Raw genomic sequence first — 15,706 nt, 5'->3', positions numbered from 1 at the left:
CTTCTGCTTGAACGACTTCCACGTATTTTGAGCGCAGCTAGCTATTGAATTTAATCTAAGGCTAACGCCTATCTGGCTCGCTGTGGGCAGGATCATGTGATGCGGCAGCTTAAATGGCCTGCTTTTGCTTCTTATGCAACGTTACGCTGCCTTATGCAAACATAAATGGCAGGTTTTAGCAGGCCCCTTTACCTAATCAGACAGGGGCTGGTTGGATGAAGGTTGTATCTGCAAATACTGTAATTGCACCAAAATCTCCTTCGAGGATATAGCGATCCTTACAGCATGAGACCGACTCTATTTCCCCAAAAGTCGCAAAGCCATCCACTGTGCAAAGTCCTGTCTTTAACGATAATGCTTAGAATCGAATCTTTATCTTTGAGGTATCTCGATTATGAGAAAAGACAGTTACTCTCTCATTATCGGAGGTAAGTGCTGTAAACTGTACGAACAACTCGCCAGCCTCTAATTCAATCCCAAGAAGCTGGCCTTCTTCCAGCTCTATTAGCTCCATGCAAATCTCACACTGTTTAGATAAGGTTGGGCTCTAGCCAAGCGCAGTAAGCAGGATCAAATAATCTGAACCTTTTATTAGATAGCAAGGCAACTGCTCACAGACTCTTTTAGGATATCTACGAGCTCAGGGTCCATATATCTGTACTCATCTGGAATTTCCAGCACGTAAATAGGCTTATGCTCCAATAGACGAGTAAAATCCGCCACTAACCTGCTCTTATGCTTTTGCTCCATGACAATAATGACGTCCGCCCAGCGTATGTCCGAAGGACCTACCGTTTTTCGAGCATTTGGGCTTGTACCTGCAGACCGAACACTGATTCCTGGATGCTTGCGCCAGACTGTTTCAGCTGTAGGACTTCGCCACTGATTACGGCTACATATAAATAGTATATTTTTCATGATCCAACTTTCTTTCAAAGGCTGCTCGTTATCCAAAACCTGACATGTTGCCTTTGCTGGACTGTTCAGTTCTGGCTATTTAGCTAGAAATGGCTTTATTCGAGCAATGGGAATCCGCTTCCAGTTTTCTCATATTTTCCTTCCGCCAATGAACGCTCTATTTATCATTCATTCTATTTTTAATCGTCTACAGGTTAAATTCCTTCTTTTATTCACTGTTATTCCTCGTCCATTTATCGGGCTCACTAGCCGTAATAAATAACAACATCTCATTACAAGATACTTATCAACAAAAAGACGAGCTTCAGCTAATCCCAAGGAGCGCTACTAAACAACTTGCTATATGCACTTCAATTGAAGCTGCATTTCAATCAACTGATGCTCACCCACTATTTCAACTTCCTTGATGAACTCAAATCCAAACTGCTCATAGTAACCTCTAAGGTAACCATGAGCGTGGATTTCAATAGAAGCCACATCAATATTATCAGCATGTTCAATTAGCGCTTTGACTATTTTTGAAGCAATTCCAAGACCACGGTACTCCTCTAAAACCGCAACCCTAGCCATAACTGAAGATCCATTTTCTTTTATTGTTAAGCGAGCTGTTGCCACTGATTTATATTCATCCCTTACTAGGGCATGGAATGACACTTCATCTAAACCATCAAGGTCTAACTCTGTTGGAATATTTTGTTCGAGAGTAAACGCCTGATACCGAATAGATTGTGCCTGCTTAATCAGTTCAGGGCCTTTGCCTATAGTAACTTCCACTTTTACTCCTAGCACATAACGCTTGGTTAAGGGACGGCTTTAGCCCGATCCAGTGAGCGGAACGAGCGGTTTGAACCGCTAGTTAGGTGCTGGGTGCAATAGATAGCACCGCTTCATATACTCTGCTTTCAGAGTTGAAGGGTTTAAAGCTGTTCACCTCTTTTTGAATCCAAAGCTTACCGCACGACTGACACTCGTAAGCACTAATAGAGTTACTCAATAATGCACTTCCAATAATGTTGTAGCAGGCTTCGGCCGCTTTTGGTTGCCGTGGTATCTTTCCGTATCGCTCATCTAGAATAGCTTCTAGATTTCCAGCTTCTGCTGCAGTCAATAGAGAATTAATTTCTTGTGCCAGATTTTGAATGAAGTCCTCTTCCTGCTGATCTTTTATAAGCGAGGCTTTGTGGGGTAATGAATCCGCTTGGTCGCGGATTATATGGCCACATGTGCATGCGAGCTTACTCATGAAGCACCTAACGCCTGGCTCACACGATGGTTTGGAGCCGCGAAGCAGCAGAAAATCGGTCGCTGTGCAGCTGATTGTTAGCGGAAATACTCAAACCAAACTACCCCGATGGAGATAGCAACGAGAAACGTGCTACACAGCCGAGCCCATATTTCGTTCCGAGTTCCATTGCGAGCAAAAGATAGCCAGAGCAAGACAATTAGGAGCCCTACTGTAATAAGAAAGGCATAGAAACCAACAGCAAACAGAGGCCATTGCCAAATCACTAAAGAAAAGCCAAAAAGGAGCCCGTAAAATACTGAAGCCAGAGCTAAAGCAACCTCAGCTGCTTTGTAACCAATGATATATCTGAAGGGAGATATTTCGCCTTCTGTACGTCCAAATAATGTGATAAGGACTCCGAGACAGATGACCGATGCGACTGCAATAAGGTGAAAGCTCTTTGGAGATGAGTTTTCAGTCAGCATGGCCCTCACAGTATTCTGCAAATCGGCATACGGCAACCTGTAGAGCAGGCCTGTCATGACTCCCAACCCGAAACACCAAGCCAAAGCGCATCCAAATCGAGCGGTAATTCCCTTAAAACTTCGTTCTTCCACTGCCTACTCTTCTCCTGCTAACGTTTGGTTAAGGGGCGGGCTTTAGCCCGTCCCAGTGAGCGAAGCGAACGATTTGAACCACTGGTTAGAGATCGTCGTTAAGGCCCCTGGACGTGCTTTACCCAGATTGGAGCGGTATACCCAAGAACGGCGCCAAAGATAGTAGCAAGCGCGTAACCCTCTGGGCCAACTTGTAGATGGAAAGCAATAAGCAGGCAGCTTAATATCGAGAAAAATACCTGCCAGGAAATAGGATAACTAAAAGCTTTCGGCTCGATAAGTGGCGCTCCAATCGCTCCGAGGACAACGCCGAAGGCAGCAAACAAAATAGCGTTAGATAACGTATAGCCATAATTCACGCCGCCCAAGATAGCGAAAATTATTGCACATCCTATAGCTATAACTATTGCAATTTTAAGACCAGAAGTAAGCTTCCGAGCCATTCAAGCCTCTAACGCCAAATTCAGCGGTGTCACTTTGCGCAGCAAATTTACATCCGCTGCAATTTTTTGTTATGACTTGAGCCACTCAAATACACCAGCAGCTATTAAACTTGCAATAATTGCTTGGCCATTGGTCCAAAGAAAAATTGATCTTGAATCTTTAGAATAGCTCTTTGTTTTTGTTGATGGTATCCGACTGCTCTTTGTCATCACCTTTCGTAATATCAAATATAACGTCTTCACCAGAAATATTAGATAGGCTTTTGAATACTTTTTGAGCTCTAGATCCGCCAATATTCATCAGCACGGATAAGATAAGCTTCGACGATATAATCAATGTAACCAATGTAACCAATGTAACCAATGTAACCAATGTGGGCAGAGTGTATTTTCTATCTAATACGTCGGGAATAGCGAATGCGCAATACGCCAACACAAAAACTGCTGCTGCGCTATATGAATAGTGTACAGTCCGAGCAACTTGTATTTTATGTTTTTTTAGAAGCTCGAATCCTCCAGAGAGTAGCTTTGGCTGCTTTTGACCGGAATGCCAATCCTCAACTACCCTCATGATATCTTTACTAAGCTTGTCATTCACATGATCTGTCCTACAAAACACAGGACACATCAAGTTTTCAAGATTATCTAACTGATCTGAGTCATTTGACGCCATTAGCTGAAGTAAATTTCCTGGCTTAATTCCCTTGGCTATTCTTATAAAAACAGCATGTTTCAGCGGATTTCCTGAGTCGTAGTCTTCATACAAGAAATTTATCTTTATTGTGATTTCTTTCGTTTTATCGGGCTCATTCCAACCATAGGATTCAAATTCAGAGAATGGTTTTTCCACGAAGTCTTTCTCAAAACCAACTCCTACAACGACAGTACAATCTCTAACATGGGCTAGCTTCAGTTGCTCGCTGATATCCTTTATCAAAATTACTATATCGCTTTTTGATACTTGGATTGCTCCCTTAAAGGGTCTAGACCTTGTTGTTGTTTCGCCATGCAGCATATAAAAAAGGTGTTTTAAACGATCAGAGTTCACTTCAAGCGATAGCGACCCTCCTTCGTTTGATACTTCATTTCTAGTTATTAGCGTCTTACTCATCTCGGATATACTCCGTAATCAAATTATTCGGTCATAACGTTTGGTTAAGGGGCGGGCTTTAGCCCGTCCCAGCGAGCGAAGTGAGCGATTTGAACCACTAGTTAGGTTTCGCTGCAGAGCTGGGATTGCACACTTAACGCAAGTGCGCCGTATCCAATGCCCTTGCCTTTGTTGTGTGTGGAGAAATTTTGCTGATCCGTTATGTCCTCCCACAACTCAACTGACCTTAGTTGTGCGTGCGTTTCATCTGTTTCTAGCTCAAAGTCTACAAAACGACCTTCGTCGGTTAGGATTGTGCCGATTAAGCTAGGCATACCGGGGAAATCTTTTTCTAATTGCAAGATAATGCTTTTATCCCACGATATTTCTTGTTTTTTACCAAATTCAAGGAGCGCGCGTGGTAGTTCGTTGTCTCGCCAGTAGCTTGCGGTCAGATATATTCTGTGCTCTGCGAGCGCGTTTTGCTCCTGAACATTTAACTGACGCTTCCGCAATAGGCGAGAAATATCCATGCGATACCTAACTATTATTAGACGTCACGTGACGGATAACACGCTGGACGAGTCTGACGCATAACCTTCCTTGTCATTTCTATTTTTCCTTTCTAAAACGAGCCTTTCCGAGGAGCAGTGACGGTATAAGCGAGTTATACGTCATGCACAGGGCGGCACGGCGGCGGGAGCAAGTCGAGCTCAGACATTACTCGATTCGCATGGAGCGCGTCTATTACAGGTAGGTTTAATTTTCAAGCAGAAGAAACGAGATTCAGTTCATACCCCTTCGCTTACACAGATGCTTATGCCAGCACTCCATGCCATAAGCATGTAGCGTTTAAGGCCAATGCTTGGCTTTTTCGGTTTATCTCGAAGCGTTAACACGATACCAAACAGTCGCTTGCCTATAGGTAAGTCATGCCGACTGGCGGTGTGAACCGTCTTTTGAAAAGCCTGAGGGCAGACTTAAGGCGGAGGGCAAATCATCCATAAGGCGGGTGTCCGCCCTCTTCTCAGCCGCTACCTTGGCGCACATTTTTAGTTTGGAAAAGTGTGCGTCTACACATGAAATCGAAAGCCTTTCTGTATCTGGCTGTGCTGTGGCTAGCCGCCTGCAAACCTGAAGCGCCTGCCCAGGCGCCATCAGCACCGCCGGTTGAGGTGGCGGTGGTAACGCTGAAGTCACAACCTGTCCCCCTGGTTGCCGAGCTTAACGGCAGAACCGTGGCCCATATGGAGGCTGAGGTTCGCCCACAGGTGTCAGGCATCATTACACAGCGTACCTTTGAAGAGGGAACACTCGTCAAGGCCGGGCAGGTTCTCTACCGTATCGAACAGGCCCCCTACCGTGCCTCGCTAAACCAGGCCAAGGCCTCGCTGGCTAATGCCCAGGCCACGTTGCAGGCCGCCAAGCTTAAAGCCGAACGCTACAACGACTTGATCAAGATCGAAGCCGTTTCCCAACAGGAGGCAGATGATGCCCAGGCCAGCTACCAGCAGGCTCTGGCTACCATTGCCGAGCGCAAGGCGGCGGTTGAGTCTGCACAGATCGATCTGAATTTCACGCAGATTACGGCGCCCATTGCTGGCCGGATCAGCAAGAGCAGCATCACCCCGGGTGCCCTGGTAACTGCCAATCAGGAGACCGCGTTGGCGGTTATCCGTACGCTGGACCCTATCTATGTAGACATCACCCAATCCAGCGCCGCGCTGCTCAGGCTCAAGAAGGCCATGGGCAATGGCGTAGCCGCTGGCAGTACGGATGTCAGCCTTCGCCTGGAGGACGGCTCGCTCTATCAACACTCAGGAGTGCTGAAGTTTGCAGAGGTTGCCGTGGATCAGGAGACCGGATCCGTTACGCTCCGGGCGCTGTTCCCCAATCCTGAAGGGCTTCTTCTGCCCGGCATGTATGTGCGGGCGCTCTTGCAGGAAGCCGTTGCGCCTCAGGGGCTGCTTGCGCCTCAGCAGAGCATCACCCGAGATGCAAAAGGCAACGGCATGGCGCTGGTTGTAAACGCCAACAATACGGTTGAAGCACGTGAAATGGTTACGGGCCAGGCCATTGGGAGCCAATGGTTGATTCAACGCGGGCTGGCAGACGGTGATCGTCTCATCGTTGAAGGCACAGGCAAGGTCAAGGCAGGCTCCACGGTGCACGCGGTTGAGTTCAAGCCCGCAGGCTCCGCTGAGCCTCGTACCCTGCCGGAAGGACAGTAACCGATGTTTGCACATTTCTTTATCAAGCGTCCGGTCTTCGCTTGGGTCATCAGTATCGTCATCATGCTTTTTGGTCTCTTGGCGATACGCACCCTTCCCATCGCTCAATACCCGGATGTGGCGCCTCCCGCTATTTCGGTCAGTGCCTCCTACTCCGGCGCCTCGGCCGAGACCATGGAGAATAGCGTTACGCAAATCCTTGAGCAGCAGCTCAAGGGGCTGGATGGCCTTCAGTCATTTTCATCCAGCAGCAGCTCCACAGGGCGAACCAGCATTACTGTGACCTTCAACCAGGGGGTTGACCCTGATAACGCTCAGATCCAGGTCCAGAACAAGGTCCAGCAGGCGCTTACGCGTCTTCCCTCCGAGGTGCAGCGGCAAGGCGTCTCGGTGACCAAGGCGCAAAATGATTTCCTGCTGATCATGGCCCTGTATGACGACACGGATCGTTCATCCTCTACTGATATTTCCGACTATATGGCCAGCAACCTGCAGGACCCTATCTCACGGGTTGCTGGCGTAGGCGATGTACAGATTTTTGGCTCTGAATATGCCATGCGCATATGGTTAGATCCCTCAAAGCTGGCTACCTATGGATTGATGCCCTCTGACGTCACGGCGGCCGTACAGGCCCAGAACACTCAGGTCTCCGCTGGGCAGATTGGCGGATTGCCTTCTCCACCGGATCAGGAACTTAACGCCACCGTCACCGCACAATCGCGACTGCGTACGCCCCAGCAGTTCCGGGACATCATCCTAAAGAGCGATTCCTCAGGCGCGCATGTACACCTGGGCGATGTAGCTCGGGTGGAGCTGGGCAGTGAGAGTTACGGCATTGTCACTCGATTGAACGGCCATCCTGCCGCGGGGCTTGCGGTAAAGCTTGCGCCGGGAAGCAATGCGCTTTCCACAGCCGAAGGTGTAAAAGCGCTGGCGCAGGAGCTGTCCAGCAACTTCCCTGAGGGCTACCACCTGGAGTTCCCGCTCGACAGCACGGAGTTCATCAAGCTTTCAGTTCATGAGGTCATCAAGACGCTCTTCGAGGCCATTGCCCTTGTCGTCGTGGTGATGTTCATTTTCCTGCAGAGCTGGCGCGCGACCCTTATCCCGGCGATTTCCGTTCCGGTGGTGCTGTTAGGCACATTCGGCGTGCTATGGATTGCAGGATATTCCATCAATACGCTGACCCTGTTTGGCGTGGTGCTGTCCATTGGTCTTCTGGTAGACGACACCATTGTGGTGGTGGAAAACGTTGAGCGCCTGATGACGGAGCGCAAGCTGTCTGCCTTTGACGCCACCATGGAGTCGATGACGGAGATCAACAGTGCATTGATCGGGATTGCCATGGTGCTGTCTGCCGTCTTTCTGCCCATGGCTTTCTTTGGCGGGTCGACAGGGGTTATCTATCGGCAGTTTTCTATCACTATCGTGGCGTCCATGGTGCTGTCGGTGTTCATTGCACTGACCCTCACACCCGCCCTGTGCGCAACATTGCTCAAGCCGGCCGAGCATCAGGCGAAGTCTGGTTTCTTTGGCTGGTTCAACCGCACCTTCAACAAGAACCTCGACCGTTATGAGCATGGGGTGACGGGTGTACTCAACCGCCCGGTACGGTTCATGCTCATTTATGGGTGCTTAGGTGCTGTGCTGGTTGTGTTGTATCTGCGTTTACCCAGCGGCTTTTTACCTACGGAGGATCAGGGTTCGAACATGGTGCAGTTTACCCTCCCCGTCGGCGCCTCTCAGAAGCGCAGCCTGGAAGTTGGCAAGACCATTGAACGCCACTATCTGGAAACCGAAAAGGACAACACCAAAGCAATTTTCACCATTGTCGGATTTGGCTTTGGCGGAAGCGGCCAGAATACGGGCCTTGCGTTTGTTGCCCTTAAGGACTGGAGCGAGCGCACCGATGAGAAAGATCGGGCCGATAGTATTTCCAACCGCGCCATGGCCACCTTTTACCGTTCCCGCGATGCGCAGATTTATGCCTTGACGCCACCTGCCATACAGGGGCTGGGGCAATCGGCTGGCTTCACGTTCCAATTACAGGCATCAGCCACAACGGACCGTGCCCAGCTCCTGGGCTTTCGTAATCAGCTGTTAGGGTTGGCCGCAACAGAGCCGTCCCTGGCAGCCGTTCGCCCAAGCGGCCTGGAAGAAACTCCACAGCTCAAAATCGACATCGATCAGTCCAAGGCGGTTTCCAGCGGGCTGGCGTTGGGCGATATCAACTCAACGTTGAGCGCGGCCTGGGGCAGCACCTATATCAATGATTTTATCGACCGAGGTCGCGTCAAGCGGGTATACATGCAGGGTGACGCCCCGTTCCGCTCCCAACCGGATGATCTGTACCATTGGTATGTGCGTGGTCAGTCCAATGCGATGACACCTTTCTCGGCCTTTGCCACTACGCATTGGGAGCGCGGCCCGGACAACCTTGAACGCTTCAACGGCCTTGCCTCATACGCGATTCAGGGTCAGGGTGCCCCGGGTGTCAGCTCGGGTGAAGCCATGGACACAATGGAGCATTTGGCCAACCAGTTGCCCCAGGGGACGACCTTCGCCTGGAGTGACCTGTCCTACCAGGAGCGCGAATCCAGCGGGCAGGCCATTCGCCTTTATGCCCTGTCCATCCTGATTGTTTTCCTCTGCCTGGCAGCCCTCTACAACAGCTGGTCGATTCCCTTCTCGGTGCTCATGGTCATTCCGCTGGGTATCGTCGGCACTATCCTCGCAGCTACCTTGCGAGGGCTGGAAAACGATGTGTTTTTCCAGGTTGCGCTTATTACCACCATTGGCTTGGCTGCCAAGAATGCCATTCTGATTGTTGAGTTTGCCGAAGCGGCTGAGAAGCGTGGGCTCTCCATCTGGAATGCGGCGCTTGAGGGTGCTCGCTTAAGACTTCGTCCGATTGTCATGACGTCCCTGGCCTTTATGGCTGGTGTGCTGCCCCTGGCCGTTGCTACCGGTGCAGGCGCCAACAGCCGCATCTCCATCGGCACCGGCATCATTGGCGGCACGCTTACCGCAACGGTGCTTGCGATCTTTTTCGTACCGCTGTTTTTCGTGCTCGTCCGCGGCCTCGTCATTCGCTTCCAGAAGAGCAAGACCCCATCCACTTCGCAGGAGACACCGTGATGCGCCTGAGATGTTTAGCGCTGCTCATGCCGATGGCTCTGTTTGGCTGCACTCTTGCTCCTACTTATGAGCGCCCTGCCGCCCCGGTTCCTTCAACGTGGCCGCAGGGAACTGGCCACACGCCCTCTGTGCAAGCCTTTGTGCCAACCACTTGGGAAGCGCTTGTGCTGGATGCCGATCTACGATCCGTTATAACACTTGCGCTAGCCAATAACCGGGACTTGCGCAAAGCGGCGGCCAATATCGAGTCGGCTCGGGCGCAATATCGCTTGCAGCGCTCCGAACTCTGGCCCCATTTAAACGCCAGCGCCAATGCTTCACGTTCACGCACTCAGGTTGAGACACTGGGCCAAAAACAGACCGTCTATAGCAAAAGCGTTTCGGCAAGCGTTGGGCTTAGCGCCTATGAGCTGGATTTGTTTGGACGCGTGCGGAGCCTGTCCGAATCAGCGCAGCAGAGTTTGCTGGCTACAGAGGAGGCTTCCCGCGCCACCTATATCAGTCTGATCGCGGAAACAGCCAATGCCTACCTGACACTTGCATCTGACAGGGCCCAACTCAGGATCTCGGAAGAAACACTGGAAAGTGCCGGCCGCACGGTCAACCTGATCCAGGGGAGACTCTCGGCTGGCATTGCCTCCCGTGTTGATCTACGGCAGGCCCAGACAATCTATGAGCAGGCGCGCGCAGACATTGCCAACTACCAGACGCTTGTCGCTCAGGACCGCAATGCACTGGAACTGCTGGTCGGGCAGACCCTGGACGATGCGGTGCTACCCCAACCCTTGGAAGCAGATAAACCCCTGTTTGCAGAGGTCTCGCCTGGATTGTCTTCTGATGTTCTGCTCAGGCGCCCGGATGTGCTTCAGGCCGAACACAACCTGTTGGCAGCCAATGCCAATATCGGGGCTGCTCGGGCAGCATTCTTTCCGCAGCTGAGCCTTACTTCCTCTGTAGGCTTGAGCAGTAACGGGCTGTCATCGCTGTTTTCAAGCGCCAACAAGGTCTGGTCGTTCATGCCCTCTGTTGGCATCCCGATCTTTACCGGTGGTGCCAACACAGCCAACCTGAACTACAGCAAGGCCCAGCGGGACTATTACGTCGCTGACTATGAGCAAAGCATCCAGACCGCTTTTCGTGAAGTGGCTGACGCGCTGGCCAGGCGCGGCACACTGGAGGAGCGACTTTCTGCCCAGACAGCTCTTTTGGAAGCGGCCAGCGAAAGCTACCAGCTCTCGGATGCACGTTATAGACGGGGTATTGATACCTTCCTGAATGCGCTCGATGCGCAACGTACGCTCTACAGCGCCCAGAAATCGCTGGTCAATGCACGTCAAATCGCAGAGGAAAACCGCATCGAGTTGTACAGAGTGTTAGGTGGTATCTGATAAACCAAGGCCCGGCCAGATCTGGTCTGGGCCTTTTACCGCTTTATGCGCTCAGGGCCTATGATGCGTCATCAGCCCCTGCTTCCAGGCAAAGGCAACGGCCTCTGTACGGTCAGCCAGGTCGAGTTTGGAGAGCACGCTGCTGATATGAGACTTAACTGTTTTTTCACTGATATTGAGTGAAGTCGCGATACGCACGTTACTTCCGCCTGAAGCAAGCTCGCGAAGCACCTCAAGTTCACGCTCGGTCAATTCCTTGAAGGGATCAACCCTGGGCTCGCGAATTCCTCTGACCACCTTGAGCAGCTTCGAGGCGATAAAGGGATGAATAATGACCTCACCTCGTGCGATCCGGCGGATCATATCAATCAGCTCATCGCCCAACATCGTCTTGACCAGAAAGGACTGAGCACCCGCCTCGATGGCAGCAAAGGCCAGCTCATCTTCTTCAGTAGAACTCAAGACAGCTATCTGGCTACCCGGGCTCACCTCCAGCAGTCGCTTAATGGTCTCCACACCACTTAACCCTGGCATCATCAAATCCAGCAAGACAAGCGCAGGTGTAGACGCCTGAGCAAGCTCAATCGCAGTCTGCCCATCTCCCGCCTCACCTACCACATCGAACTCGCCAGTAATGTCGAGCAGGCTGCGGATACCCTGTCTGACAATGGCATGGTCATCAACCAGCAACACGGTGGTTTTCATCGTTACCCTTCTGTGGGTTTAAAGGAAATTTCGACGGTCGTTCCCTCACCGGGCTCGCTGCAGATATCAATACGCCCTTCCAAAAGCCAATGGGCTCTTTGACGCATATTGCCCAGGCCCATTCCCGAGGTGGTGTGCCCCGGGTGAAAGCCTTGACCATCGTCCTCGATTTTAAGAACGAGCCGCTCCTCCTGACGAGCAAGGGATATCCACAGGTGGGAGGCGTTGGCGTGTCGAAGTGTATTGGCCGCCCCTTCGCTGGCAATCAGGAGCAGCTGAGTTGCAACCGCATCTTCTTCCTGTAGCCGGTACATCACCTCTTCTTGAATATCGACAGACCATTCAATGGTGCTGCCTTCAAGGAGGTTTGCCAGATTCTGCTTCAAGGCGCTATCCAGACCTAGCTCAGCCACCGTAGGCGCCGAGAGGCGATGGATGACATCGCGCATGTCTCGTTGAAGATGCTCAACAAGCTTGAGTGATGAGTTGGCCAGCTTAGCCTGCTCGGGATAGGTACTGCACAGACGGCGTAACAGACTAAGCTGTAGCCCAAGGGCGAAACACCGTTGCTTGGCGGTATCGTGCAGCTCACGGGCCAACCGATTGCGCTCATCCTGGGCAGCGATAGCCTGCTTGACCTCAATCACGCCTGCCACCGCATCAGCCATATGATCGAACCGCTGGGCCAGTCGGCCAAACTCATCATGCCCTTCATCATTGATACGAATATCAAGTTGGCCCTGGGCCCAGGTATTGGCTACCTGCTCGGCATGACGAATCCTATTCAGCAGGAAGAAAGCCAGCAGCAGTGCGGTGCAACAGTTACTGATCAGCATATAGGGCCACAGCCAACCAAACTGACGGCTCGTATCCGCCCAGAAGGCTTTCCATGGATCAAACCCTTCCATACCCAGAACAAGCCTATCCGCCTCTTGTGGTAGCTGAACAACCGCCGTGCTAAACCAGATATCACTGGCCGTACGCGACTCATCGCTTTCAACCCTGGTACTGTTACCCTGGCGGCTAACTGTCTGCATTCTGGCTTGAAGCGGCTCCGTCAGTTTGGCGGGGTAATGACATTGCAGCCCCTGCTCATTGCGGTACAGCGCTGCAAGACGCCCTTCCCCAAGAGACTGGCTAAAACTATTACCAGCCTTGCCTGTTAATACACCAGAACCAAAGACACGATGGATCAATAATTCAAGCAGTGCCTGACAGCGTTCAGGCGTAGCGGCGGCTTGCAGCAGCTCAGCCACCACCCTGCCCTCTACCGCAACACGGTCGTGCAATTTATCTTCACTTAGTGCCTCTTTAAGCTCAACCTGACTTTTCCAGGTACCGAAGCCGATGATTGCAACTGTAGAAGAGCCAGAGATCACGAACAGACTGACAAAAAACTTGATGAACAGTCCGCCCAGCCATCGCTTGGGCGTGAATAACGAGGCGAGCCTGGAGAGAGTAAGCAAGGAGGGCGTGAGTCCTGATCATCGGGTTATATGATCATTTTGCCATGAACCCTTTAGCAGCGCCTGCGGCCTATCAGCTACACCGTGAAGATCGGAGAATCTCCTCGCGTTAAGACGTCAGGCTTTGCCTTTAGGTATGGAAATAGGCAAGACTCCACTTTTCTATCTGCTGCGCAGGAAACCATGAAGACTCTTCTGTCTGGATTAATGATTCTTGGCTTGGCGTGCCAAGTTGCTCAGGCGGCCTGCCAGCGAGAGGCCACTGATTTCAATTATCCGTCTCAGCGTTTGGATGAAGCATTACAACAGCTGGCTCATAGTACCGGCTGCCCTGTCACGGTGGACCTTACCCCTTTCGCAGATCAGAAGGTGCCTGCACTGCATGGCCGCTATACGCCTGAAGAAGCGCTCTGGCAGCTAATAAAAGGAACAGGACTCGAAGGTTACCCTACGGCTGATGGGCTGGAAGCGAATACCCAGGAACAGGATGCCGTCGGGGCCAAGGCACAGGCTGTACGTAGCCTTATCGATACCCAAAAAGGTTCGATTACCAAGGCCAAACAGCAGCATTATGAGCAACAAATCAAAGAGGTGGAAACTAGCGCAGCAGCTCTGGCTCGCCAGCAAGGTTTCATCAGTGCCGGGGCGCGCAGCTCGTTTCATCGCAGCCTGGACGGGATGCTCAACGAACTGAAGCGTTAGGTCATCCAGCCTATCCAGGTCGCTTTGAGAGCAGGCGGCTGACTTCTGTTGCAGACGCCTGCTGGTCTATAAGGCAAGAAGGCTGCCTAGGATTTTTTACCCAGGCAGCCTTTGATCAACCTGCCAAGACGCTATCGACCAGTGCTTTGGCCTCTTCCTGAATGCGCTTGAGGTGCGCTTCGCCCTCAAAGCTTTCAGCATAGATTTTGTAGACGTCTTCAGTACCGGAAGGACGTGCTGCAAACCAGCCGTTTTCAGTCACAACTTTGAGACCGCCGATCGCTGCACCATTACCGGGCGCCTCGGTCAGGATTTGTGTAATCGGCTGGCCGGCCAGCTCACTGGCAGTTACCTGTGATGCAGACAGCTTACCGAGTTTGGCTTTCTGCTCGCGATCAGCTGCGGCATCGATACGCTGATACACCGGCGAGCCAAAACGCTCGGTCAGTGCTTGGTAGCGCTCGCCAGGATCCTTGCCGGTAATTGCCGTGATTTCTGCCGCCAGCAGCCCCAGGATGATACCGTCCTTATCGGTCGACCACGCACCGCCAGTCTTGCGCAGGAACGATGCGCCTGCGGACTCCTCACCACCAAAGCCAAGGCTTCCGTCCATGAGGCCATCCACGAACCACTTGAAGCCCACCGGCACTTCGATCACCTTCCGATCAATACCTTGAGCCACACGGTCGATCATGGAAGACGATACCAGTGTTTTACCGATACCCGCCTGAGCGCTCCACTCCGGACGATGAGTAAAGAGGTATTCGATCGCTACCGCCAGATAATGGTTGGGATTGAGCAGCCCAGTTGAGCGCGCCACAATGCCGTGGCGGTCATGGTCGGTATCACAGGCAAAGGACACATCGAAACGGTCCTTGTTTTCGATCAACCCGGCCATTGCATAGGGCGAGCTGCAGTCCATACGGATCTTGCCGTCCCAATCCAGGCGCATGAAGCGGAAGGTAGGATCGATACGGGTCGACAGGACCTCAAGCGGCAAACCAAAACGCTCGGCAATGCGCGTCCAATAGTGTACGCCTGCCCCGCCCAGAGGATCTACGCCAAACGTGAGGCCTGAATTCTTGATGGCCGCCATATCGATGACCTGATCAAGGCCACCCACATAGCTTTCGATAAAGTCGAAGCGCTGGGTGGTGGGTGCCTTCAAGGCGCGGGCATAGTCCATGCGCTCTACGCCTTTCAGCCCTGCCTTAAGCAGCGCATTCGCGCGTTCCTGAATCCACTTGGTGACGTTGGTATCGGCCGGACCGCCATTGGTGGGGTTGTACTTGAATCCGCCGTCGGCAGGCGGATTGTGCGAAGGTGTAATGACAATACCATCAGCCAGTCCGCTAGTGCGGCCTTTGTTGTATTCGAGAATGGCATTGGAGATGGCGGGCGTTGGCGTATAACCAGGCTCGCCCTGGGTCTCAGCACAGCCTGCATCGATGCGGGTCTCAACACCGTTGGCGGCCAGCACTTCCAGCGCTGAAACAAAGGCAGGCTCGGACAGCGCATGGGTATCCATGCCAACAAAGAGCGGACCATTTACGCCCTGCTCTTTGCGGTAGTCACAAATGGCCTGGGTGGTTGCCAGGATATGCCATTCATTAAAGCTGACCTTCAGCGATGAGCCACGGTGCCCGGACGTACCGAATGAAACCTGCTGCGCTGGATCATCAGGATTGGGGCGCTCGCTGTAGTAGCGCGACACCAGGCGCGGTAGGTTAACCAGGGTATGCTCATCGGGCAGGCGTCCTGCGTTAAGGTCGATGCTCATCTG

Annotated in this window: 13 protein-coding genes; 4 read left to right on the top strand and 9 right to left on the bottom strand. The window is 52.1% G+C overall.

From position 1 onward, the window contains the following. Positions 1-1,257: 1,257 nt before the first annotated feature. The 6 genes from IEX86_RS16580 to IEX86_RS16555 all read right to left on the bottom strand — a co-directional run bounded on the left by IEX86_RS16580 (position 1,258) and on the right by IEX86_RS16555 (position 4,826). Positions 1,258-1,692 carry a GNAT family N-acetyltransferase gene (locus tag IEX86_RS16580; protein ID WP_188867242.1) on the bottom strand — a complete coding sequence of 145 codons (435 nt, stop codon included), beginning with the start codon at positions 1,690-1,692 and terminating at the stop codon, positions 1,258-1,260. Positions 1,693-1,774: 82 nt separating this feature from the next. Further along, positions 1,775-2,161, bottom strand: a complete 387-nt coding sequence (locus tag IEX86_RS16575; RefSeq protein ID WP_188867241.1) for a DUF8617 domain-containing protein — start codon at positions 2,159-2,161, stop codon at positions 1,775-1,777. Between the two features lie 77 nt (positions 2,162-2,238). Next, positions 2,239-2,685 (bottom strand): hypothetical protein, encoded by a 447-nt coding sequence (locus IEX86_RS16570; protein ID WP_188867240.1) that lies wholly within the window; start codon positions 2,683-2,685, stop codon positions 2,239-2,241. Between the two features lie 173 nt (positions 2,686-2,858). Next, on the bottom strand, positions 2,859-3,203 hold the full coding sequence (locus IEX86_RS16565) for a hypothetical protein (protein WP_188867239.1): 345 nt from the start codon (positions 3,201-3,203) through the stop codon (positions 2,859-2,861). A gap of 160 nt (positions 3,204-3,363) precedes the next feature. Beyond that, positions 3,364-4,314: a hypothetical protein gene (locus IEX86_RS16560; RefSeq protein ID WP_188867238.1), complete on the bottom strand. Its 951-nt coding sequence runs from the start codon at positions 4,312-4,314 to the stop codon at positions 3,364-3,366. Between the two features lie 101 nt (positions 4,315-4,415). Next, positions 4,416-4,826, bottom strand: coding sequence for a hypothetical protein (locus IEX86_RS16555; protein WP_188867237.1), 411 nt, complete (start codon positions 4,824-4,826; stop codon positions 4,416-4,418). 546 nt (positions 4,827-5,372) lie between these two features. Between IEX86_RS16555 and IEX86_RS16550 the strand changes: the two genes are divergently transcribed. Genes IEX86_RS16550 through IEX86_RS16540 form a run of 3 tightly spaced genes read left to right on the top strand, consistent with a single transcriptional unit; the run spans position 5,373 to position 11,050 of the window. Then, the gene (locus IEX86_RS16550) at positions 5,373-6,524 is read left to right on the top strand and encodes an efflux RND transporter periplasmic adaptor subunit (protein WP_188867236.1); all 1,152 of its coding nucleotides are present in this window, start codon (positions 5,373-5,375) and stop codon (positions 6,522-6,524) included. Between the two features lie 3 nt (positions 6,525-6,527). Next, positions 6,528-9,662 (top strand): efflux RND transporter permease subunit, encoded by a 3,135-nt coding sequence (locus IEX86_RS16545; protein ID WP_188867235.1) that lies wholly within the window; start codon positions 6,528-6,530, stop codon positions 9,660-9,662. Further along, the gene (locus IEX86_RS16540; protein WP_188867234.1) at positions 9,662-11,050 is read left to right on the top strand and encodes an efflux transporter outer membrane subunit; all 1,389 of its coding nucleotides are present in this window, start codon (positions 9,662-9,664) and stop codon (positions 11,048-11,050) included. The genes IEX86_RS16545 and IEX86_RS16540 overlap by 1 nt, the downstream gene beginning before the upstream one ends. Positions 11,051-11,101: 51 nt before the next feature. On the opposite strand, the gene IEX86_RS16535 is transcribed toward IEX86_RS16540, so the two are convergent. Beyond that, positions 11,102-11,755, bottom strand: coding sequence for a response regulator (locus IEX86_RS16535; RefSeq protein WP_188867233.1), 654 nt, complete (start codon positions 11,753-11,755; stop codon positions 11,102-11,104). Positions 11,756-11,757: 2 nt separating this feature from the next. Continuing rightward, entirely contained in the window at positions 11,758-13,221 is a 1,464-nt protein-coding gene (locus IEX86_RS16530) for a HAMP domain-containing sensor histidine kinase (RefSeq protein ID WP_188867232.1), read from the bottom strand. Between the two features lie 183 nt (positions 13,222-13,404). Between IEX86_RS16530 and IEX86_RS16525 the strand changes: the two genes are divergently transcribed. Beyond that, positions 13,405-13,923, top strand: a complete 519-nt coding sequence (locus IEX86_RS16525) for an STN domain-containing protein (protein WP_188867231.1) — start codon at positions 13,405-13,407, stop codon at positions 13,921-13,923. A gap of 115 nt (positions 13,924-14,038) precedes the next feature. Here IEX86_RS16525 and pgm read toward each other — a convergent pair whose 3' ends face one another. Further along, positions 14,039-15,703 (bottom strand): phosphoglucomutase (alpha-D-glucose-1,6-bisphosphate-dependent), encoded by a 1,665-nt coding sequence (gene pgm / locus IEX86_RS16520; protein WP_188867230.1) that lies wholly within the window; start codon positions 15,701-15,703, stop codon positions 14,039-14,041. Between the last annotated feature and the right edge of the window lie 3 nt (positions 15,704-15,706).

Source organism: Pseudomonas asuensis, assembly GCF_014646755.1.
Taxonomy (GTDB): Bacteria; Pseudomonadota; Gammaproteobacteria; order Pseudomonadales; family Pseudomonadaceae; genus Chryseomonas; species Chryseomonas asuensis.
Note: the sequence above shows the minus strand (reverse complement) of the source record. Positions and strands in the feature narration are given on the sequence as shown.